Below are 21025 nucleotides of genomic sequence, written 5' to 3' on the forward strand. Positions count from 1 at the left end.
CTTCTTATGTATAGACACTTCATTCGGGTAAATCGGGATCATTTAATATTTACGTAAATTTGTACCTGTACACTATAGGTACTAAATTTCATGATGGATACAGATACAATACTTTCACAACTGATAGCACACTTTAAGGAAATCGTCTCTTTAGAAGAAAAAGACATTCAATGTATCATGTCCAAATTAGAAATTATACCGCTTAAAAAGAAAGACTATCTGCTTCGCGAAGGACAGGTTTCCAGACATATGCGCTTCATTGCACAGGGAAGTCTGTATGCCTATCATATTGATGAAAAAGGAAAAGAAAATACCACTCAGCTAGGCATTGAAAACTGGTGGGTAAATGACCTTTACAGCTATCTGAGCGAGCTGCCATCAAGAATGTTTATTCAGGCCAATGAAGATACCACCATCATCCAGATCAGTAAAAATAATCTGGAATCATTGTACAAAGAAGTTCCGGTTATCTCAGAATTCTGGCGTCTGAAAATGCAGTCTGCTTATGTTACTTTACAGGAAAGAACTTTTGAGCACTCTCGTGTTGATGCCTACACTAAATACAGAACATTTGTCACTACTTATCGTAATATCGAACAGCGTTTTCCTCAATACATGATCGCTTCCTACCTTGGAATAACGGTAGAATACCTCAGCTATCTGAGAAAAAAACACCTGTCTGACGTTTCTTAAGATTTCTTAAGTTTATTCCCCTCCGGCCTGAATAATTTTGCTCACAGAAATTTAATGAGTGAAATATGAAGGCAAAAATCATCGCTATAACAGCCCTTGCATCAGCTTCCCTGAACCTGAATGCACAGAAACTCTCCTATACCCCAGATCTTGTTTTAGGACATCGTTCCTATACTTATATGCACAATATCAATTATCAGCTGAATGAACGGTTGAAATTGAACAATCTTACCCTATTTGATACGGAATATACCAAGGACAAAGAAAACATATTCTTCATCAGAAATACCCTCTCCTATAATCTTACCAAAAGACTGAGTGCCAATGCTGCATTTGGAATGAAAAACCCGGGAGCATTTTTCAGTGCTTATCTGCAGTATAAAATTATCCAACCCTCTTATTCTCTCTCCTATTCTATAGGAACTACGTATCAGAAAGGATTTTCCCTGGAACAGTCTATATCATTTGAGTACACCCCTTATCTGACAGAAAATTTCAAAGGATATTTCAGTGTACTCGCTATTGGGAATCTCGATAACAGTGGATATCCCAGAGGGCTGCAGTTTGTCAGACTGGGAGTAAAACAGGATAAAATGATGTACGGACTAGCTTCCAATTTCGACCAGTTTAACAACGCAAAAAAGACCCTGGAAAATATCGGGGCATTTGTAAAATATAACTTTTAAATAATTATAAGAAATGAAAAAGAACATTGATTTAGGGCTACTTATCACCAGAATAGCAATTGCATTTCCCATGTCGGTTTATGGAATCAGTAAATTGATCCATGGAGTTGGGTTTATTGAAGATATGATGACTATGCACGGCCTGCCATCATTCTTTGCATATGGTGTATTTGCAGGAGAAATTATAGCTCCTGTACTGTTGATTATAGGATTCCGGGCTCGTCTGGCAGGGTTGATCTTTGCTGCCAATTGTTTCACGGCTACTATTCTGGCACAAACAGCCAATATTTTTAAGCTTAATGAATTCGGAGGCTGGGCTTTGGAACTTCTTGTAATTTATATGCTTGTAAGTTTAAGCTTTTTCTTTACCGGAGCAGGAAAATATGCAGTTTCTACCCAAAATAAATGGGATTAAAATACTCAGAAATTTTCTATTCACTATTGATAAATCAGAGTCTCAGGATTCTGGTTTATTTTTTTATTTTTACATTAAACTGAATTATTCTGATATTATTTTTTTGAGAATGTCCTCGTTATAAAAAGTCGGTCGTCATGTATATGAATCAAAAAATTAAAAACAATGAAAGAATTCTTATTAGTCTTCCGCGCAGATTACAAATCTATGCCTAAGACATCACCGGAACAGATGCAGGCCAATACCCAAAAATGGATGAACTGGATAGCAGGAATCGCTGCTCAGAATAAACTGGCAGACAGAGGAAACCATTTGGAAGCAACAGGACAGGTTTTAAAATCTGACGGAATCATTGCAGATGGTCCGTATACCGAAATTAAAGAGTCCATTATGGGCTATACAATCATCAACGCGGAATCTGTTGAAGAAGCCACAGCTTTGTGTAAGGAATGCCCTATTCTGCTATTGGGTGGAAGTGTAGAAGTGAGAGAGATTAGTAAACTGTAATATTAACATCAGAATTTGATACAGCCTTTTCATTAGTCATGGTCAATCCCAATGAAATAACCCCGCATTTATTCAGAACTGAGTACAGCAAAATAGTTGCAGTGCTTTGCAAAACCTTTGATATAAAACATATCGAAATTGCAGAAGATATTGCCAGCGACACCTTTCTGAAAGCTTCCGAGCATTGGCCTATCAATGGACTTCCGGATAATCCCACAGCGTGGCTTTACACAGTAGCAAAGAATAAAACGAAAGATTATTTCAAACATCTTTCCGTGATTGAAAAAAACAAACATGAAGATGTAAAAACAACTGAAAAGGAATTTCCGGCAATAGACTTTGAGACCAAAAACATCTCTGACAGTCAGTTGGAAATGATTTTTGCGATCTGTAACCCAATCAATTCCCAGGAAACCCAAATATCCCTGGCATTGCAGATTCTCTGTGGTTTCAGTATAGAAGAAATTGCCAATGCTTTTCTCTCCAAAACAGAAACCATAAAAAAACGGTTACAACGGGGACGACAAGCTCTCAGAACGCATCATTTTACAATAGATTCTTTGAGTGAAAAGGATATTCATCAGCGCTTGGAAACCGTACTGACTACTTTATATCTGCTGTTTAATGAAGGGTATTTTTCCAGAACCAATAATCTTTTAATCCGGAAAGACCTTTGTCTGGAAGCGATCAGACTTACCCTGATTCTTACTGATCACCCATTTACCAACACTCCTAAAACCAATGCTTTGCTCGCTTTGATGTGCTTTCAGAGTTCAAGGCTGGAAGCTAGAACCAATGATGAAGGAGAAGCTATTCTTTTTGATGAACAGGACGAAGCATTATGGGATCAGGCATTGATTGAAAAAGGTAACTATTATCTGATAGAAGCCTGCCAAACTCACAGCAATGAAGTTTCAAAATACCATCTTGAAGCAGGAATTGCTTATTGGCATACCACACCTGCCAGCCCAGATAAATGGCAGCATATTTTAAATCTGTACAATCAGCTTATCATTATTGAATATTCTCCTGTTACTGCTTTAAACAGAGCTTTTGCTTTTTCCAAAGTCTATGGAAATGAGAAAGCACTTGTTGAAGCAGAAAAACTCAACCTCATCAGCAACGGGTATTATCATGGTTTACTCGGATATTTATATTCTGAACTTCATATTGATAAGGCGATTCATCATTATGAAGAAGCCATTCGTCTGACAAAATCAAAACAGGAAAAGCAGACTTTGCAGAAACATATTCATCTTTTACAACAACCAAAGTAGAATATAAATAAAAAGCCTTCCGATCAATAACCGGAAGGCTTTTTTAATTATTGATCATCTGCCATATTGAGAAAAAAATCTTCTTTTCCCATAAGGTATATATTAATCAATGCATGCCTGTTGATCTCGATACGATCGCCGTTGGTAATTTTATATTTCTTCTGCATCGGTTTTTGATTAAAATAAACCGCACCTGAATCAAGCAGGAAGTTCAATTTAGATGATGAAAGGTCTAAACAGGTTCTGAGTACTGTTGAAACTCTCATATTAAAATTAAAAAGAGACTGTATTTGAAAAGAAACGATCTCGCTCTCCATATGGATCAGATTTTCTACCGGAAGATTGGGATATAGAATTTCATATTCTACACTTTCCCAGTCAGCCTCTACATTATTTTTTCGTATTAATTCCTGTGAAAAAGCATATTGCCAGGCAATTTCCGTATTGTTTTCTGAAAATTTGTTGAATATTTCTTTACTGATGGATTCTGTTCTGATCCTTGAAAACACCGTCATATTATAGGTGTTGTTGCATTTTACACATCGGTAAATCAGCCAAATATCAATATTCTTTTTTTGTGCATTTAATCTGAATTTATCGCTGCATTGAAATCTTTGGCTGTCACAATGATTGCATTTCTTTTTGAGTAAGGGAGTATTTTGCGCTTTTACCTCCCAGATATGTTGGATACTCATAACTTATAATCGTGCTTAGTATTCTTTGTTTGATTTTTTCCATAATATTCACGCATTACAAGGGGTTATATATCCGGATTATAGCTCGAAGAGTATTTCTTAAGCTATGCCTTGCTGTATATTTCAGTTTTGATCAATACTCAAAGCAAAAACAGCAGATAAAATCACCCTTTACAGGTAATACGATAAATAATATGATGAAACGAAAACCTGTTCGGGTAGAATTACCCAAACGAAAGAACGATCAGCCTGTGGTTACTGAGACTGATACTAAGCGATAATAAGTTTAAGAGTGGTTCTCAAAACGAGTTATTTACTTGGTTATGATAAAAGTAATCAATTTTATTGAAGAACAGAGCATTTTCACAGGTAAATTCAAAAAGTAAAAATTTAAAGCTTTTAAAATGAACCATACAACAAAGAAAAATTGAACTGTACAACAAACCTCTCCTTTCCATTTCTGCCGAACTTTGTGGTATTAAAATCATCAAAATGAGACAGATTAATAAAATTTACGTAAACGGAGAATTCGTTACTCCAAAAGGAACAGAAACTTTTGATCTTATCAGTCCTGTTACCAATCAAAAAACCGGAGAGGTAGTTTTGGGAAATGAAGAAGATACCCGAATGGCTATTGCAGCAGCAAAAAAAGCTTTTAAAACATTTTCAAAAACAACTAAAGAAGAGAGAATAAGCCTTCTTAAAAAACTGCATGCAGCGGTAAGCAAAAGAGAAGATGAACTGGTTTTGGCTATGGTGAATGAATATGGCGGAACATTACAGTTCTGCAGAATGAGTGTTCAAAATGCAATCTCTGCCTTTACAGCCACCATCAATACCTTGGAATCTTATGATTTTGAAAGAACAGTAGGACATTCTAAAGTACGTTTTGAATCTTTAGGTGTGGTTGGAATTATCACTCCTTGGAATGCCAGCAACAGCTTCATCTGTAATAAACTGGCTACTGCCATTGCTGCCGGATGTACAGCCGTCATCAAACCCAGTGAAATGAGTGCTGCACAAACCCAACTGCTTACCGAATGTTTTCATGAAGCAGGCTTACCGGAAGGAATTTTCAACATCGTTAACGGATTAGGAAATATAGTAGGAAATGAAATTACCCAGCATCCTGATATCGCTAAAATATCATTCACTGGCTCTACATTAACGGGAAAAGCAATTGCCAAAGGAGCGGTAGATACCATGAAAAGAGTAACCTTAGAACTTGGCGGAAAGTCTCCTAATATTATCCTGGAAGATGCCGATCTTGATGAAGCAATTCCTATGGCTGTTTTCGGAGCTTATATGAACAACGGACAGGCATGTATTGCTCCTACCCGACTTCTTGTTCCGAAAAACAGACTGAATGAAGTGAATGCACTGGCTAAAAAAGCTGCAGAACAGGTAAAAGTAGGAAATCCTAGCGAAGAAGATACTCTTGTAGGCCCAATGGTGAGCGCCAAACAATTTGAAAGAGTACAAAGTTATATCCGTTTGGGACAGGAAGAAGGCGCTGTTCTGCTTGCAGGTGGTGAAGGTAAACCGGAAGGTCTTGAAAACGGTAATTTTGTAAAGGCAACCATCTTTACCAATGTTCGTAATGATATGCGTATTGCTCAGGAGGAAATTTTCGGACCTGTACTGTCTATTATTCCTTATGCTAATGAAGAAGAAGCTATTGCTATTGCCAATGATACCACATATGGCCTGGCAGCTTATATCAGCTCTGCCAGTCAGGAACATGCCGAGCGTGTAGCTGCACAGATTGATGCCGGAAGAATCTGTATTAATGGGTTTGCCCATGATCCTTATGCTCCTTTCGGTGGATTCAAGCAAAGTGGTATCGGACGTGAGTTTGGTGTATTTGGATTGGAAGCCTACCTGGAACCCAAAGCAATCCTGGCATAATATGATATTCTTCGCAGCAAAATATCTCATGATTGTTTTGCTGCGAAGATTCTATCATCCTAAAAAAGTTTTGTAAGTTTGAATAAGAATCTATCAAAAAAATACCTGATTGAACCATGAGCGAAAATAATATTCCTTTTCCCATCAATTATTCCTGCCATTTTTCAGAATTCAGGGAAGGAGAACAGTTTGCGCGGATTCACAGTCTGGGTCTTGTTCTTTCCGGAGAAATGGAACTGAATGACGGAATCACAAAAACGATATTTAAAGAAGGAGAACTCTATTCTGCAAGGAAAAACAGTTTATTGAAATTCGCAAAATATCCTCCTAAAAATGGAGAAATCAGAACCATATCCATCTATTTTGATGATGCCATGCTTCATGATTTCAGCCGCGAGTATGGATATCAGGCCGAAAAGAAAGACAATGTTCCTGCTTATATAAAACCAGAGCAAAAGGCATTACATTCTTTTATGTATTCATTATTGCCTTATGAAGACCTTCCTGCTTCTGAGGAAATCCTTCGGCTTAAACAGAAAGAAGCCCTCCTCTTGCTATTGAATTATGATCCAGGTCTTAAGGATATTTTATTTGATTTTTCTGAACCGTATAAAATAGATATTGAGAGTTTTATGAATAAAAACTTTCATTTCAATGTCAATGTAGAGCGCTTTGCTTACTTAACCGGGAGAAGCCTGTCTGCGTTCAAAAGAGATTTTCAAAAAATATTCGGAGTCCCGCCAAGACAGTGGCTGCAACTTCGCAGATTAAAAGAAGCCCATTTTCTGCTCACTCAAAAAGGAAGATCTGTTTCTGATATTTATCTGGATCTTGGATTTGAAAATCTATCCCATTTCTCGTTTGCGTTTAAAAAACAGTTCGGCTATCCGCCAAGTGCATTACAGGCAAAATAACTTAAATCTCCTCTAAAAAGAAATACCTAAAAGCAAGAATCACCAGAATAACGACCGCTATTGTAATGATTTTCATTTTCATATCGCTCTTAAGATTTTCCGGAGCGTAACGCAGTGTTTTTTCATCAAGATAAAAGTCTTTGTATACTTCAGGATTGATTTTCAGATCCGGGCGAAACACATGGACCCCTTTCAAAAAATGACCGATAAGATCATATCGGTTTTTAAGCGGAAGCACATCCAGATTGATCAGTTTCTTTTGAGGGTCTCTGTTTTCATCTTTTTCATGAACATACAGATTCTTTCTGAAATCGCTGTACTTTCCAGAAGCACGGGATTCTGAAAATATATCTTTTGTATAAGGATTATCACTCTTTACCAAATCATAATATTTGATTGCTGACAGCACTTCATCATTCCTGTTGAGAAACAGAATTCCCTGATGATTGATGAGCAGACCATTGATTTTTTCATCCTGATTCCTCATCATTTCATATACCAGCCAACCCGCCAGTGAACCTGCAATAAGAAACAGTAATAAAAAGATCATATCAGAAGCGGTGTCTGTAGAAGGATCGGATAGGGCATCAATAAAAAACCTCAGTAAAACAACAGCAATAGCCGCAAAAAGAATGACAATACTCCATCTCACTCCGGCAATGTATTGAGGATTATAGGTTTCCGATCTCATTTCAGGAAATGCTTCTTTCATGGTTTTAATGTATAGTGTATTAGTTTGATCAGCTTTTAACATCTATTTAAAAGATCATATGTCAAAATTTGCCGAGCTGCAAAAATAGAATATAAAAATGAATAGAATATTATAGGATATCCATTATTTTAGCCTTTAAAAATAACAGATCGTGCTATGAAAATCATAACACGATCCGAAATATAGAATCTAATTATTTTAAATTTTTCTAAACAGCATATTCTACTGAAGCTTCTTTAGCAGCGGCAACCATTGCGATTAAAGCTTTTTCAGTTTCCTCCCAATGTCTAGTCTTCAGTCCGCAATCAGGATTTACCCAAAGCTGATTGGCAGGAATGACATTCTGAGCCTTTCTCAGCAGTTCAATCATTTCTTCTTTTGACGGAACTCTCGGTGAGTGAATATCGTATACTCCGGGACCAATTTCATTCGGATATTTGAAATCTGCAAAAGCATTCAGCAGCTCCATCTGAGAACGTGAGCATTCTATGGTAATCACGTCAGCATCCATATCGGCAATGTTTTCAATAATATCATTGAACTCAGAATAACACATATGCGTATGGATTTGGGTAGCATCTTCTACTCCACTTGCTGAAATTCTGAACGCTTCCACAGCCCATTTCAGATAATTCTGCCAGTCTGTTTTTCTTAACGGAAGTCCTTCTCTGATCGCAGGTTCATCAATCTGAATAATTCTGATCCCTGCTTTTTCCAGATCCACCACTTCATCACGAATCGCCAAAGCAATCTGCTTACACGTTTCTGAACGAGGCTGATCATCACGGACAAAAGACCACTGTAAAATCGTAACCGGACCTGTCAACATTCCTTTTACCCATTTTTCAGTCTGAGACTGTGCATATTCAGACCAATACACGGTCATCGGAGTTGGTCGGGAAACATCACCAAAGATCACAGGAGGTTTCACACAACGGCTTCCGTAGCTTTGTACCCAACCGTTTTTAGTGAATACAAATCCTTCCAGCTGTTCTCCGAAGTATTCCACCATGTCGTTACGTTCAAATTCTCCGTGAACCAGTACATCGATTCCGATGTCTTCCTGCCAGCGAATTGTTCTCTGCGTTTCTTCTTTCAATAAGGCATCATATTGCTCTGCAGTAAGCTCTCCTTTTTTAAATTTAGCTCTCCAGCTTCTTACTTCTGTGGTTTGCGGGAATGATCCTATGGTTGTAGTTGGAAATAAAGGAAGCTGCAATACTTCCTGCTGTTCTTCTTTACGGATCTTGAAGGTATTTATTCTTTGAGCATCTTTTTCAGTAACTGCATTCGCTCTTTGTTTTACCTGATCATTATGAATAAGAGAAGAAGTTCTTCTGCTTTCAATTGCTTTTTTATTTTCTTCGAATGCTTCAAGAATTTGTCCATTTTCCGTTCCGGATGCCAGCTCTTTAAGTGTTACGACTTCTTTTACTTTTTGTTTTGCAAAAGCCAACCAGTTTTTAATTTCAGGATTAAGATTGGTTTCAAAATCAAGGTCACAAGGAGAATGAAGCAATGAGCATGATGGTGCAATCAGAATTCTTTCAGATCCTAATTTCTCAACCGCTTTTCTGATGAATGACAATGATTTTTCATAATCATTTTTCCAGATATTTCTACCGTCAATTACCCCCAATGAAAGGCTTAAACTATCCGGAATAACATTCAGAATCTCATCAAGTTGTTCAGGATTCCTCACCAGATCAACATGCAATGTATTTACAGGAAGGGAAACAGCAAGTGATGCATTATCTTTTAATCCGTCAAAATATGTAGCTACAATAAATTTCAGTTTCGGGAAACGTTTTCTGATTTCAGCATATACGGAAAGATAAATTTCTTTGGCTTTATCTGTTAAATCCAAGGCCAGGAAAGGTTCATCAAACTGAATCCATTCTGCTCCCTGATCCTGAAGTTTAGTTAAAATCTCTGTATAAACAGGAAGAAGATTTCCCGCCAGCTCCAATTTATCGAAGCCTTCTTCTTTTTCTTTTCCTAATAACAGATAAGAAACCAACCCGATAATCACCGGTTTTGCATTAATTCCAGCTTGTTTTGCTCCGGCAAATTCATTGAAAATCTTATCTGAGCTCAGTTTAAACTGTTGATTTTTATAAAATTCCGGAACGATATAGTGATAGTTGGTATCGAACCATTTGGTCATTTCCATGGCAGTGATATCCAATCCGTCTTTCTGATATCCTCTTGCCATCGCAAAATAAAGATCCAACTCAGTATTGTTCTTTTTAAGCACCACTTCATGATAACGCGTTGGAATTGCTCCTACTACAAGGCTCATATCCAAAACCTGATCATAGTATGAAAAATCATTACATGGGATAAGGTCTATCCCTGCTTCTTTCTGGATATTCCAGTTTTGGTTACAGATCGTTCTTCCGGTATTCAGAAGTTCTTCCAAAAGGATTTTACCTGACCAATACTGTTCACAGGCTTTTTTAAGTTCTCTTTTGCTACCAATACGCGGATAGCCAAGGATGTGAGTTTGCATTTTTTTAAACTTTTTAATTAAACTTATTGGGAAAGTTCTTTAAAAGGCTTCGTAATGTTTTATCGGAAGAAGTTTCAGGAAAGTCATGACATAACAGACAGCGTAATTTCCTTAAAAAAAGAAAATACTCAAATCCGATATATCATCTGTATGACCCCAAAGCTTCAGACCGCGAAAGCATTGTCAATTCAGTAAAGGCAAGTCTCCTGACTTGTAACAGTTTCCGTCATCCTTCCCGCTTTTGGCAGTGGATCTACAAGGACAGAAACCTTTGGTGTGTTACTTACAGTTGCGCGACAGCTCGTGATTTGCACACGATTCCCTATTAATCTACCTTAAGTAAAACCTTTCCTGTTTGATGAAGTATCTGTAAAGAACTGTACTTTTACTCTTGACCATGGTCATCAGTAAAAGTTTTTAATTTTGTGTAAAATTAACAATACAGAATAAAAATACAATTAACATTAAATAATTAAGCAAATTAAACTTTTAAAAATAAAAATCAAAGCATATAATTCTGTACATTTGACTGTTTTAATCATTTAAAAGAATAATATTCTGTGGAACAACTCGATGATAAGGATTTACAGCTGCTCAGGCTGCTCCAGAAAAATGCTAAACTGACCGTTAAGGAACTTGCAAAAGAAGTAAACCTTTCTACCTCACCTGTTTTTGAAAGGGTAAAAAGACTGGAACAGGATGGTTTTGTTAAAAGATATGCAGCGGTTCTTGATGCTGAAAAACTGAACCGTGGATTTACAGTTTTCTGCCAGATCAAGCTCAAAATTCATGACAGATCCGTAGGTCATGATTTTGTAAAAGAGATTTTAGAAATTGAAGAAGTTGCCGAATGCTACAATATTTCCGGAGATTTTGATTTCCTTTTAAAAGTTCAGGTAAGAGATATGAAACACTATCAGGATTTTGTATTCAATAAGCTGGGATCTGTAGATTCCATAGGGAGCACCCACAGTACGTTTGTGATGGCTGAAGTGAAAAATAACCATGGGCTGACTATTTAATGGAATAAAACCGGAGAACCCATTTATTCTTCAATCCACTTTCTGAAAGCAGATGTATTGCTCTGGCTTGTGATAAGATGATCTTTCTGCCCTTTTATCTGAACGGAAAGTGTATTTTTATTGTATCGCTCTATTCTTTCAATATGATTTTTCTGAACAAGTTCACTCCGGTTGATCCTGAAAAAATCTGAAGAATTAAGCTGAATTTCGATTTCCTTTAATGTAGATTCATTCAAGAGATGCTTTTTTCCTGCTTTATCAAAGGCAAAAACAACTCCTTCTTCTGCTCCAAAGAAAGAGATCTCTTCCGTATTGATAAAATAAAGTCCCTGATGTGAACTGACCGTGAATCTTTTCTTATAGTTTTTCTGCGTATGGTTATTGCCCAGCATTTCCTGAAGTTTTGCCAAAACATTTTGCGGTTCTGAATGAGTTTTTCCTAATAAAAGAAATTTATCCCATGCTTTTTGGAAACGGTTCTGTGAAAAAGGTTTTAGTAAATATTCAATCCCATTGCTTTCAAAGGCATTCATCCAGAACTGATCATATGCTGTGGTAAAAATAACCGGACATGAAATATTCACCTGGTCATAGATTTCAAAGGCATTTCCATCCAATAGTTCAATATCGGAAAAGATCAGATCAACAGATGAGTTTTTTAAGAAAGCAATAGCCTGTTCTACGGTATCAATTTCCGCAACAATTTCAATAGGAGTTTCAAGTTCGCTGATGAAACGCTTTAATTTGTTTCTTGCAGGAATTTCGTCTTCGATGATTACAATTTTTATCATATTTTATGCTGGAATTATAGGAATGGTAACTGAAAATTGAGTTTCTGTTTTTAAAATATCTACCTGCTGATCAGTTGATAAAACGTATTGCTCTTTGAGATTATTCAGTGCCCTTCCTGAAGTTTTTTTACGGTTTCTTTTAGGGATTACATTATTCGAAACGGTTATTGTCTTGTCTATTTTTATTGTGATCCGGACAGGTTTATCAACAGTACCAAGGTTATGCTGAACCGCATTTTCAAGTAACAATTGTAATGAAAGCGGGATAATATAACCTAATGATTTAACAGAATTGATTGTTAATGAATAAGCATTTCCGTATTTGTATTGTATCAGGTTAAAATATTTCTGTGCAAAGGCCAGTTCTTCTTCCACAGACACTATTTTTTTATCGGAAACATCTAAAACATAACGGTATATTTCTGCAAATTCATTCAGAAAATCCGAGGCCTTATGTTTATCTTCTTCTATTAGCTGATCCAGAATATTGAGATTATTGAATAAAAAATGAGGATTAAGCTGGGTTTTCAGTTGATTAATTTTACTTTCAGACAGAGCATGATCATACACAGCCAGTTGTTTCTGATATTCAGCATTCTTTTTGTAATAACGGTAAGCCAGAAAAAAACTTCCATAGATAAAACCTCCGATCAAATCTGAAAAAGTAGAAAGAATAACAACCTCCTGATTAAAATTTTTCTCAATTTTTCCAAAAATAAGAGCAATCACAAAGCCTATTATTTTCATCACCAACAAGTAAGTCAACAATGAAAAACTGAATATTTTCAAGACTTCTGCAATACTGAACGTTGATGATTTCTGCCAGTTTTTAATAAAAAAATCGATTACATAAAACAAAATACACGCAGTGATGAGGGTAACAACCGCTGCTTCAGGTGTGAAAATATACCAATCCAGTGTTCTTCTTATACCAATACGGGTATGAATAGACTGTACGTAGGCAAACAAAAGGATAAACAGCAGGAAATATCTGTTTTGATTAATCTTTTTTAAAATGGTTTTCATCGGTTTTATGAAGGATCACTTTTTTACAAAAATAGCCCTATATTTTTACAGGGCTGTTTTTTACAATATTATTTTTTCTTTTCAGGAAATGATGCGGTAACGTTTCCGTTATCATCTAAAAAATCCAGTTTGGCTTCATTATTTTTATCTACACAGAATCTGGCTCTTGGCTTTCCTTTGCTGTCAAATAAAAACAGTCCGTTATGTTCATCTTTGGTTTTCCCAAGCATCATTCTTGGTGCTCCTCCGACAAGTCCCTGCTGTTCATATTCTTTATATTTTTTCTGTGCAGCTTCAGGATCTTTCATCTGATCCAGCTCCGCAAAGATTTCCCCTGTTTTGATTTGTGATTCTTTTGAAGGACGGTCATTAAAATAAAGCCCGCTGGACACTACTCTTTTGTCTCCTTTTTTATAATCCTGGGTCAAAAGCTGCATGACCTGATCACCATCATATTGATCGTAAGTTAGGGATAATCCAGAACTGTGCCCGTTTTGATTTTTCTGTCCGTCATAAATAAAACCTCCACATTCAATCCCTTCTTCATTAAAAAAGAGCATACCGGAACGTTTCTTTCTTGTTTTATTGGTAGGCCTACTGTTTATTTTTTCTTCTCCTGTAGGAAATTTTCCAACATTGGTAATAACCATCTTTACCGTACCGTCTTTTTCGACGATATTGATTCTTTCCACATCTATTTCAGTAAATTTCTGATTTCCGGATGTCTTAAAGGCTGAAGCGGTTAAAAATACAATTCCAATGACTGCTGTAAAGGCAAATGTTCTTAAAAAAATGAGTTCTCTGTTCATACTGTTATCTTGTTAATTGTTTTTGTTTTGACAGGTCAAAGCTATGATAACCCTGTCTGCCATTCAATCAGAAAACAATGAACTAAGGAAATAAAGAAATAAATGAAGGACTTTCACCATTGAGTATTTTTGTATTCTTCTTCTTTCGTACTTGATCCTGTAAATAAAAACACCCATCAAAAAATGACGGGTGTGATATAATGGTAATTTTCAGCAATTAATTGGCTGCCGGATCAATAAGCGTTGGTGTTAAACCTAATGATTTCAAGAGATTTTTACTGTCAAAAAACAATATTGCATAATGCTTACCTTTTTTAAAAATCAGTTTTGACCCACCTGGAAATTCACTGCCAGCTCCTAATTTTTGTGTTTTAGCATTGTATTTGGTGAACCTGGTTTTACTATCCTGCAATGTACTTTTATTCAGGACAAGGCCAAAAGGAAGCCCTTCCACCACTAAAAATTTATTGTCTGAAGTTGTGAAAAACATCTCATTGACAGCGTTATCTTTTCCAAGACCACAATAAAGCTCCAGCCCTGTTTTCATTGGCCATTTTGCATATTTTTCTTCATTGGCATCTTCATAAAAAACAGTTTTTACATTCAGTGCTTTTGATATTTTATCGGGTGTCTGTGGGAAGATAAATTCTGAATTTTTATCCAATAAAGAATTCAAAGCGGCTGTTTTTTGTGAAAATGCCGTTACACTTAATGCCAGAAAAAAGAGGGTTACAATGAAATGGAATGGTTTCGTCTGCATGAGAATATTTTAAAATTTTAATGATTTGATGATTAAAGGTATTAAAATTACACAATTTGTCTGATATAATTCTACGTGATTCCCGATTCTACTTCTTTTGCTGCAAATTGAACACCGTACCAGCAGGATCAGTAATCCAGTGCATGTTGTCAGGAAGTTCTTCAATTTCGTCACAGGTTTCCACACCATTTGACCGCAAGTATTCTGTTGCTGTTTCTACGTTAGGGACGGTGAGTTGTAACCAGGTTTCGGAATGCGTATAATTGTCGACACAATCCAGCCAAATAATATTATTTCCGAATTTTACTTCGTGAGTTCTGGAAACCGTAGGATTATTAATTGGCCTTTCTTCTACTTCTAATTTTAAAATTTCTCTGTAGAAGGCAACTGTTTTTTCATATTTATTTTTGGGAATTTTTATAGCGATATTAATTCCTGCTTCAAATTTTGGATTCATCCTCAAGCTATTTTAAAAAATTATTCAGATAGTTCAGAATCATTGCCGTCTGCATCATCAGACTTACGTGAGTTTGTCCCGGAGCAATAGCCAATTGAGATTTCGGCATAGCTCCCATGTCTGCAAAAACATCACCGCCTAATAGTTTATAGGTTTTTGAGAGTTCTGTTTTGTCCAGTCCATCATTATCACCAGCTATGATTAAAACCGGTACCGGAATTTTAGAAATATTACTATCGCCAAGATCAAAAGGTTGTCCGGCAGAAGCCATCATCTGCTCCAGAAATGGAGTCCATTTTGTTTTATCTGGTGCGACAGCATTATAGGCAGTATGCATAGGACTGTTTGTAAAGAGGTCGGGTTTCATTCCTTCCAATGCTTTATTGACTTCGGGCAGCCAGCCGTTAGTTTTATATGTTGACGAAATAATAACCAGTTTGTTCAGCCTTTCCGGACTTTGTATCGCTAATTGATAAGCCACTTCCCCACCAAAGCTGTATCCTGCAACATCAGCTTTATCAATTTTCAGATAATCCATAACCTTTGTAACATCACTGGCCAAAGTAGCGTGTGATAATTTCCTTTCCGAAAACGGAGTATGTCCATGTCCCTGTAATTCAAGTGCTATTACTTTTCTGTTTTTAGACAGTTCCGGGATCAGCTCGCCCCAATTCAGGTCAATCGTCATAAAGGCGCCATGTAACAGTACAATAGGCTTTCCTTTACCATAGACTTCATAATACACTTTGATTCCGTTGGCAGGCGCATAGCCGCTTTCAGAAGGTTTTATTTTCTGTCCATATACCTTAGATATCGTAAGAACAATAATTAAAACCAACAGTGCAGAGAATTTGAATAAATTTTTCATAATAGTATCAGATTTGGTGGATTAAACTTTTAATCAAAATTACCAAGTCAATCTGAAAACGGACTTGTCACAGGGCAAGATTTTATTGAGATGAAATGAATTTTAAAAAACTGAATCTCAAAACCTTTCCTATTAAATTATTTTACACAATTCCACAAAACAGATACAAAACATTATATAATTAATCAATTAAAAATAAATATTTTCACGATAATTCTACAATAGTTGATAAAATTTGATTAATTTCGAATAGAACTAAACTTAAAAATTATTATGAAAAATTTAAAGAAAATCGAAAGACAGGAATTGAAAACAATTAAGGGTGGAATTGACTGCAGAGGTGGTCAGCTATGTTTAATCGGTGGTAAGTGGCAATGTATGCCATACGACGGATGCGGTGGTGGAAACCAACCTTAATTTTACGTTTAACGCAATTACTTGACTATGAAAAATTCTAAAAAAATTTCAAGAGATCAGTTGAAAAGTATTAACGGCGGAGCAGTAAGTTGCTCTGAAGCGTGTTGCCCACCTCCGGGAATCAAAAGATGTCCGTGGGTGATTTGTATAGTACCATGTGAGATTTTAAGTTAAAAACTATATTCTCAAAAAATAAACCCTGTGATTCGTATGAATTACAGGGTTTATTTTTTGAGAATATCTTTCATTTTGTAATGCTCAATTGCCTTTTGTTTCAGGGGATTTATACTCCATTCTTCCCATTCACCAGTATAAGGATTATAACCACATTTCAAAGGTTTGGATATATCGAGGCCTTCATTGTTTATGTTTGTTTGTTCAGTATAGGCTCTACAGTCGGTACAAATATAACGGAATTCACAATCTTTGCAGACTTCAATACTGTCTTTAGTTAAGTTCCAATATTTCTTATATTCAGGATGATTGAGAGCATTTTCCAATGTTGTATCTTTTATGTTTCCGAAACTTTGAGGCATGGAGGGGCAGTTTTTAATGTTGCCTTCTATATCTATTGCTATTTTTTTGTGAAGGCAGGAATTATGTTGCTTTGCTTCAAGATAAAAGTTGCGATTAAGATTGATATTTTTTAAATCAACCAATCCACAACTTAGAGGGATATTAATTCTATTTTTAATGATACTTAGTTGAACATGTTCTAAAGTTTGAGAACCCTGTTCATCGGATGAATGCAATATAAAATGGAGAAATTTATTAGAAATGCTATAATGATTCTCTTTGATAAATATAACCAATTGTAAGTCATAATTTGCAACAAGTGACAGTTCATTAATACTAGAATCATTAAGCAAGCTTAATTTCCTAATTACTTTTATTATATCGTTTAATTCCAGTTCTGAAAATCTGATTTGTAGATATTTAATTCTCAAATCACAAATTTGTTGTAACAGCACATTATCTAGGATATCTGAATTGTTGATATCCAAAATTAAATAATCAACAAAAGAAGGGGTTTCTTTAAATTCTGATGTATTCTGAAAAGTTGACAATTCTTTCTTAGAATTTAGAATAACTCTCTAAGATGAAATTAAGGTACTCTTCTAATACTTGTGAGCTTTCATTATCTAATTGTTTTTTTAATACAGAATAGTTTTGATTTTCATTTGATAATAAATCAAAAAGAGCAATTGGAATAAATTGTAAAAATCCAGTACTAGCATCTAAAATAATAGAATTTTTAGCACCTCTAGTAATTTTAACTGAATCAAATAGTTTTAAGAACATGTTTAATACAAAAGGGAATAATGTTTTTGTGGACGAAAAATCTTTGTTTTTCTACTTTGTTTATATTTATTTTCGGAATATTTAACCTGAGACACACTGTTACTTTTCTCCCATTCTTGTAGAGAATATTCAATTCCTTTTAAGTATAGTTTTTCTTTCATAATAAATCTGCAATATATTTTTCTATTTGATAATTCCCGTAATGACTGACTTGGTGAAACTGTCCTAATGGATTCACTTCTAAAAAATAGTACTCTTCATCAGACTTTAATAAATCAACTGTTCCACACTTTAAGTCGAGTTTCTTTGCTAATTTTAAAATTCTCCTTTTCAGCTCTGGTGGAAGCACAAAAGGGAGGTACTTTTTGTCTTTCTCTTTTATGTTCCTAATATCAACACCACCCGAAAAATCAAATGTAGCAATTGCCCAAATTTGTTTTTCAAAAAAAAACACCCTTATTTCATAAAGACAATGAATTTTTCTTTGGATTAATGAAGGTATAATATTTTCTTCTTTATCATGAATATTATTTAGGTCTACTTCACGTGTATAATTCAGATACAGGTCATTTTCAACGATAATTGGTTTCATTTCAGAAACTGCCTTTGTAATATAAGCCTGAGACATGTTAATCTGTCCCAAGTCATCTAATCTTGATAAAATGTAAGTATCGGGGATTTTTAAGCCTAGAGATTTTGCCAAAAATAAAATTTCTAACTTATTAACTTCTTTAGTAAAAAGATTTCCAAAGATACGAACCCCATTTATCTTAAAATAATAGTAAATAAACTCCGATATAGATTTGAGTTCCGAATTATAAAAATCAACTAAATTACTATCTATTTCACCTGTTATTGTATCATAATAAACTCCCCCATTTCTATAGAATACTGATTTGAAGTCTTCCAATTTATACTCAATTTCTCCAATAAAAATTTTGAAAACATCATTTTTAAAGTCAAAAAAAACTTTGTTAATATGTTGATTCTCACTTAGACGAACAAATTCTTTATTTTGATAAGACAACCAAGTACAAATCTCATCGGTCATAGTATCATTATCTAAACTAATGAGCAGTATCATCCAATTTAATTAAGTTCTTTTTAAATTTCTCAACATCATTGCTATTGTTAAAATTCCATCCCTCAATAACATTATTTGAGAAAACATAATCTTTATTATTCAAATTGAAAATACTCTTACGAATTTCATCTTCCGTAGATGATAAGCCTATTAGCTTTCTTTTCTCATTAACCACTCTTATTTTTTTTAAAGATACTTCTGTTCTGTTTTCTGGTAAAAAATCTTTACTAATATAACAACAATCAATTTTCCCATCATTTGTAATAAATTGAGAGATTTTAAAGTACGAATAATTACTTGTGTTATTATTTAAATCAAGCAGAAAACCTGCAATATCAGGTCTTATTTTGCCTTCATTCACAGCTTTTATAATTTCATCAGAAAAGTTTACTCGTTGAGGACTATACAAATTACTTGCTAACTGATGCCAAATGATAAGATAGAAGTCATGAAAATAAACCCAACTTTTCATTTTCAAACCTATATTATATTCGTTAGGAAATCCTTTTTTTTTGATTAGTTTCAATAAGTTAATAGAAGCAATACTATCGTTTTTAGTAAGTCCTTTTTTGTATACCTGATAATTTCCTTTTGATAATTTCCTGTAATACTGATCTACATTAACTAAAGAATCTAAGCTCTTCTTATAGTTTAAGTCTATTGCATTTTTGCAAGATATTGCTTTGTACTTTTCAATACTTTTAAAGTTATCTGTTACAAAATCATCATCAAACTTTTTTCCTAAACATTTTAAAGATTGATAACGTGCATATGCCGCTTCTAAATCACTTGTTTTTAAAGCAACTGTCATACTATTTTGCAAATCTTTAGCATGGGGGTACTTAAATTCGTTAAATGCTTCTTTGTATAAGTTGTTTGCTTTAAGCAAGTCATTATTAATAATCCTATTTTCAGCCTCATTAGTTAATTCATAATATTTTATCAGAGTTTTATCTTTTAGCTCTAAAGCTTGAGACTTACATAATACAGCCAGAAATAAAAAAATGTATGATATTGATTGTTTCATATACTTAAATAAAAAAATGAAAAAGTCTTACCAGTCTTGTAATAGTCTTAAATCTGGTAGATTCTCTAAGAGGCCTACAAATTAGGCCGATAAACTAAAAAAAGCTGACCCTTTAGGACAGCCTTTTAAAAATGTTTTTTTAACACGATTTGTCAGGAACATCATTAACATTGACATACTTATAACTTCCATCAGGGTAAAAAGCATCACTTGAATAAGATAGACATTGTCCATTATAACACATTTCCCCAGCACCAGTTGTTTGAAAACCTAAGTCATAAGAATGCAAAGCAGGACCTCCTTGTCCTCCTAGAACAGTCGATAATTTCTCATTTTGAAGTTGAAAACTTCCTAATTTTTGTAATGATTTTGTTTTCATCAAATAAATTTTTAAAATATTAATATTTTGTTATTAGATTCATTGTAAATCACATTATTCCTCAATGAATCATATAGCAAACAAACACATTCCCCGAAACAAAATCAAATTTTATTAGATAAATTTTAAAATTTTAGTTTTTCAAATTATTTAATATATTAACACAAACATTCACAATAGTTTACATTTCATAAAAAAATAATATGACTGCCATCTCATTAACTAACTGATTGGTTTTTTGATTTAAATTTTAAACATTTATCATTTGTATTTACATACTAATCTGATTAAAAAAATACTACTTAATAATCAATATTAAGAACTCATTTCAGGATTGGTTCATATTTATATAGAAAAATAGTGTACTATTTTCAAGGTATAGGATCAATAATAGGATCCAAAATAGAAAATAATAAGAGCTTACTAAATATTTCTAGAAGATAACAGGATAAGAATTTGGTTTTAGTCAGAATATAAATCCTTATTTAAGTAAATACTTTTTAATAATTATGTTGATTATATAAAAGTTCAGAAAAATGGAAAGAATAAAAAATAAAAAACCTACTGATTTTATCAGTAGGTTTTGTTAATACTCGCGGAGAGTGAGGGATTCGAACCCCCGGACCTGTTACAGTCAACAGTTTTCAAGACTGCCGCAATCGACCACTCTGCCAACTCTCCTTTAACTCCGGTAGTACCGTTGTTTTCAGTGGTGCAAATATAGAAAGTTTTTTATTACTGACAAAATATTTTTTCAATAAAAT

24 protein-coding genes, 1 tRNA gene and 1 riboswitch are annotated in these 21025 nt (G+C 34.5%); of the genes, 10 read left to right on the top strand and 15 right to left on the bottom strand.

Annotated elements, in window-relative coordinates; all coding sequences use genetic code 11:
* The first annotated feature begins 90 nt into the window (after window positions 1-90).
* The 5 genes from ACMA47_RS02130 to ACMA47_RS02150 all read left to right on the top strand — a co-directional run bounded on the left by ACMA47_RS02130 (window position 91) and on the right by ACMA47_RS02150 (window position 3578).
* Window positions 91-693, top strand: coding sequence for a Crp/Fnr family transcriptional regulator (locus tag ACMA47_RS02130; protein WP_413928469.1), 603 nt, complete (start codon window positions 91-93; stop codon window positions 691-693).
* Window positions 694-758: 65 nt separating this feature from the next.
* The gene (locus ACMA47_RS02135) at window positions 759-1379 is read left to right on the top strand and encodes a hypothetical protein (protein WP_413928470.1); all 621 of its coding nucleotides are present in this window, start codon (window positions 759-761) and stop codon (window positions 1377-1379) included.
* A gap of 13 nt (window positions 1380-1392) precedes the next feature.
* Window positions 1393-1794, top strand: a complete 402-nt coding sequence (locus ACMA47_RS02140; protein ID WP_306596210.1) for a DoxX family protein — start codon at window positions 1393-1395, stop codon at window positions 1792-1794.
* Window positions 1795-1959: 165 nt separating this feature from the next.
* Window positions 1960-2301: a YciI family protein gene (locus ACMA47_RS02145; RefSeq protein WP_413928471.1), complete on the top strand. Its 342-nt coding sequence runs from the start codon at window positions 1960-1962 to the stop codon at window positions 2299-2301.
* A 38-nt stretch (window positions 2302-2339) separates the two neighbouring features.
* On the top strand, window positions 2340-3578 hold the full coding sequence (locus ACMA47_RS02150; protein WP_413928472.1) for an RNA polymerase sigma factor: 1239 nt from the start codon (window positions 2340-2342) through the stop codon (window positions 3576-3578).
* Window positions 3579-3625: 47 nt separating this feature from the next.
* Here ACMA47_RS02150 and ACMA47_RS02155 read toward each other — a convergent pair whose 3' ends face one another.
* Complete coding sequence (locus tag ACMA47_RS02155) at window positions 3626-4273, bottom strand: DUF1062 domain-containing protein (RefSeq protein WP_413928473.1); 648 nt, start codon at window positions 4271-4273, stop codon at window positions 3626-3628.
* A gap of 492 nt (window positions 4274-4765) precedes the next feature.
* Between ACMA47_RS02155 and ACMA47_RS02160 the strand changes: the two genes are divergently transcribed.
* On the top strand, window positions 4766-6181 hold the full coding sequence (locus ACMA47_RS02160; RefSeq protein WP_413928474.1) for an aldehyde dehydrogenase family protein: 1416 nt from the start codon (window positions 4766-4768) through the stop codon (window positions 6179-6181).
* A 116-nt stretch (window positions 6182-6297) separates the two neighbouring features.
* Window positions 6298-7095, top strand: coding sequence for a helix-turn-helix domain-containing protein (locus ACMA47_RS02165; RefSeq protein WP_306596206.1), 798 nt, complete (start codon window positions 6298-6300; stop codon window positions 7093-7095).
* 1 nt (window position 7096) lies between these two features.
* Here the strand turns inward: ACMA47_RS02165 and ACMA47_RS02170 are convergent, their stop codons facing one another.
* Window positions 7097-7807: a hypothetical protein gene (locus tag ACMA47_RS02170; RefSeq protein ID WP_413928475.1), complete on the bottom strand. Its 711-nt coding sequence runs from the start codon at window positions 7805-7807 to the stop codon at window positions 7097-7099.
* A 208-nt stretch (window positions 7808-8015) separates the two neighbouring features.
* The gene (gene metE, locus ACMA47_RS02175; protein ID WP_413928476.1) at window positions 8016-10319 is read right to left on the bottom strand and encodes a 5-methyltetrahydropteroyltriglutamate--homocysteine S-methyltransferase; all 2304 of its coding nucleotides are present in this window, start codon (window positions 10317-10319) and stop codon (window positions 8016-8018) included.
* Between the two features lie 178 nt (window positions 10320-10497).
* A riboswitch (cobalamin riboswitch) is annotated at window positions 10498-10684 on the bottom strand.
* Between the two features lie 195 nt (window positions 10685-10879).
* Here metE and ACMA47_RS02180 point away from each other — a divergent pair.
* Window positions 10880-11341, top strand: a complete 462-nt coding sequence (locus ACMA47_RS02180; RefSeq protein WP_413928477.1) for an Lrp/AsnC family transcriptional regulator — start codon at window positions 10880-10882, stop codon at window positions 11339-11341.
* A 23-nt stretch (window positions 11342-11364) separates the two neighbouring features.
* On the opposite strand, the gene ACMA47_RS02185 is transcribed toward ACMA47_RS02180, so the two are convergent.
* The 6 genes from ACMA47_RS02185 to ACMA47_RS02210 all read right to left on the bottom strand — a co-directional run bounded on the left by ACMA47_RS02185 (window position 11365) and on the right by ACMA47_RS02210 (window position 16052).
* The gene (locus tag ACMA47_RS02185; RefSeq protein ID WP_413928478.1) at window positions 11365-12132 is read right to left on the bottom strand and encodes a LytR/AlgR family response regulator transcription factor; all 768 of its coding nucleotides are present in this window, start codon (window positions 12130-12132) and stop codon (window positions 11365-11367) included.
* Between the two features lie 3 nt (window positions 12133-12135).
* Window positions 12136-13158 (bottom strand): sensor histidine kinase, encoded by a 1023-nt coding sequence (locus ACMA47_RS02190; RefSeq protein ID WP_413928479.1) that lies wholly within the window; start codon window positions 13156-13158, stop codon window positions 12136-12138.
* A 68-nt stretch (window positions 13159-13226) separates the two neighbouring features.
* A complete protein-coding gene (locus ACMA47_RS02195) occupies window positions 13227-13967 on the bottom strand; it encodes a hypothetical protein (RefSeq protein ID WP_413928480.1) in 741 nt (246 codons plus the stop codon).
* Between the two features lie 217 nt (window positions 13968-14184).
* Window positions 14185-14727 (bottom strand): hypothetical protein, encoded by a 543-nt coding sequence (locus ACMA47_RS02200; protein ID WP_413928481.1) that lies wholly within the window; start codon window positions 14725-14727, stop codon window positions 14185-14187.
* A gap of 88 nt (window positions 14728-14815) precedes the next feature.
* On the bottom strand, window positions 14816-15184 hold the full coding sequence (locus ACMA47_RS02205; RefSeq protein WP_413928482.1) for a VOC family protein: 369 nt from the start codon (window positions 15182-15184) through the stop codon (window positions 14816-14818).
* Window positions 15185-15191: 7 nt separating this feature from the next.
* Window positions 15192-16052: an alpha/beta fold hydrolase gene (locus ACMA47_RS02210; RefSeq protein WP_413928483.1), complete on the bottom strand. Its 861-nt coding sequence runs from the start codon at window positions 16050-16052 to the stop codon at window positions 15192-15194.
* Between the two features lie 273 nt (window positions 16053-16325).
* Between ACMA47_RS02210 and ACMA47_RS02215 the strand changes: the two genes are divergently transcribed.
* Both ACMA47_RS02215 and ACMA47_RS02220 read left to right on the top strand, forming a co-directional pair.
* Entirely contained in the window at window positions 16326-16469 is a 144-nt protein-coding gene (locus ACMA47_RS02215; protein WP_002980068.1) for a bacteriocin-like protein, read from the top strand.
* 27 nt (window positions 16470-16496) lie between these two features.
* Window positions 16497-16643, top strand: a complete 147-nt coding sequence (locus ACMA47_RS02220; protein ID WP_413928484.1) for a bacteriocin-like protein — start codon at window positions 16497-16499, stop codon at window positions 16641-16643.
* Window positions 16644-16693: 50 nt separating this feature from the next.
* Here the strand turns inward: ACMA47_RS02220 and gwsS are convergent, their stop codons facing one another.
* The 6 genes from gwsS to ACMA47_RS02250 all read right to left on the bottom strand — a co-directional run bounded on the left by gwsS (window position 16694) and on the right by ACMA47_RS02250 (window position 20942).
* On the bottom strand, window positions 16694-17536 hold the full coding sequence (gene gwsS, locus ACMA47_RS02225) for a grasp-with-spasm system SPASM domain peptide maturase (protein WP_413928485.1): 843 nt from the start codon (window positions 17534-17536) through the stop codon (window positions 16694-16696).
* Window positions 17537-17543: 7 nt separating this feature from the next.
* A complete protein-coding gene (locus tag ACMA47_RS02230) occupies window positions 17544-17771 on the bottom strand; it encodes a hypothetical protein (RefSeq protein ID WP_413928486.1) in 228 nt (75 codons plus the stop codon).
* A 157-nt stretch (window positions 17772-17928) separates the two neighbouring features.
* On the bottom strand, window positions 17929-18822 hold the full coding sequence (locus ACMA47_RS02235; protein WP_413928487.1) for a hypothetical protein: 894 nt from the start codon (window positions 18820-18822) through the stop codon (window positions 17929-17931).
* A 16-nt stretch (window positions 18823-18838) separates the two neighbouring features.
* Entirely contained in the window at window positions 18839-19882 is a 1044-nt protein-coding gene (locus tag ACMA47_RS02240) for a hypothetical protein (protein WP_413928489.1), read from the bottom strand.
* A gap of 139 nt (window positions 19883-20021) precedes the next feature.
* Entirely contained in the window at window positions 20022-20261 is a 240-nt protein-coding gene (locus ACMA47_RS02245; RefSeq protein WP_413928490.1) for a hypothetical protein, read from the bottom strand.
* Between the two features lie 596 nt (window positions 20262-20857).
* Window positions 20858-20942, bottom strand: a tRNA-Ser gene (locus tag ACMA47_RS02250).
* Window positions 20943-21025 lie beyond the last annotated feature (83 nt).

This window comes from Chryseobacterium sp. T20 (assembly GCF_047345655.1).
Lineage (GTDB): Bacteria > Bacteroidota > Bacteroidia > Flavobacteriales > Weeksellaceae > Chryseobacterium.

Coding starts and splice junctions, on each gene's coding strand:
- ACMA47_RS02130 (WP_413928469.1), top strand. CDS start 91: ATGATGGATACAGATACAATACTTTCACAACTGATAGCACACTTTAAG.
- ACMA47_RS02135 (WP_413928470.1), top strand. CDS start 759: ATGAAGGCAAAAATCATCGCTATAACAGCCCTTGCATCAGCTTCCCTG.
- ACMA47_RS02140 (WP_306596210.1), top strand. CDS start 1,393: ATGAAAAAGAACATTGATTTAGGGCTACTTATCACCAGAATAGCAATT.
- ACMA47_RS02145 (WP_413928471.1), top strand. CDS start 1,960: ATGAAAGAATTCTTATTAGTCTTCCGCGCAGATTACAAATCTATGCCT.
- ACMA47_RS02150 (WP_413928472.1), top strand. CDS start 2,340: ATGGTCAATCCCAATGAAATAACCCCGCATTTATTCAGAACTGAGTAC.
- ACMA47_RS02155 (WP_413928473.1), bottom strand. CDS start 4,273: ATGAGTATCCAACATATCTGGGAGGTAAAAGCGCAAAATACTCCCTTA.
- ACMA47_RS02160 (WP_413928474.1), top strand. CDS start 4,766: ATGAGACAGATTAATAAAATTTACGTAAACGGAGAATTCGTTACTCCA.
- ACMA47_RS02165 (WP_306596206.1), top strand. CDS start 6,298: ATGAGCGAAAATAATATTCCTTTTCCCATCAATTATTCCTGCCATTTT.
- ACMA47_RS02170 (WP_413928475.1), bottom strand. CDS start 7,807: ATGAAAGAAGCATTTCCTGAAATGAGATCGGAAACCTATAATCCTCAA.
- metE (WP_413928476.1), bottom strand. CDS start 10,319: ATGCAAACTCACATCCTTGGCTATCCGCGTATTGGTAGCAAAAGAGAA.
- ACMA47_RS02185 (WP_413928478.1), bottom strand. CDS start 12,132: ATGATAAAAATTGTAATCATCGAAGACGAAATTCCTGCAAGAAACAAA.
- ACMA47_RS02190 (WP_413928479.1), bottom strand. CDS start 13,158: ATGAAAACCATTTTAAAAAAGATTAATCAAAACAGATATTTCCTGCTG.
- ACMA47_RS02195 (WP_413928480.1), bottom strand. CDS start 13,967: ATGAACAGAGAACTCATTTTTTTAAGAACATTTGCCTTTACAGCAGTC.
- ACMA47_RS02200 (WP_413928481.1), bottom strand. CDS start 14,727: ATGCAGACGAAACCATTCCATTTCATTGTAACCCTCTTTTTTCTGGCA.
- ACMA47_RS02205 (WP_413928482.1), bottom strand. CDS start 15,184: ATGAATCCAAAATTTGAAGCAGGAATTAATATCGCTATAAAAATTCCC.
- ACMA47_RS02210 (WP_413928483.1), bottom strand. CDS start 16,052: ATGAAAAATTTATTCAAATTCTCTGCACTGTTGGTTTTAATTATTGTT.
- ACMA47_RS02215 (WP_002980068.1), top strand. CDS start 16,326: ATGAAAAATTTAAAGAAAATCGAAAGACAGGAATTGAAAACAATTAAG.
- ACMA47_RS02220 (WP_413928484.1), top strand. CDS start 16,497: ATGAAAAATTCTAAAAAAATTTCAAGAGATCAGTTGAAAAGTATTAAC.
- ACMA47_RS02230 (WP_413928486.1), bottom strand. CDS start 17,771: ATGTTCTTAAAACTATTTGATTCAGTTAAAATTACTAGAGGTGCTAAA.
- ACMA47_RS02235 (WP_413928487.1), bottom strand. CDS start 18,822: ATGACCGATGAGATTTGTACTTGGTTGTCTTATCAAAATAAAGAATTT.
- ACMA47_RS02240 (WP_413928489.1), bottom strand. CDS start 19,882: ATGAAACAATCAATATCATACATTTTTTTATTTCTGGCTGTATTATGT.
- ACMA47_RS02245 (WP_413928490.1), bottom strand. CDS start 20,261: ATGAAAACAAAATCATTACAAAAATTAGGAAGTTTTCAACTTCAAAAT.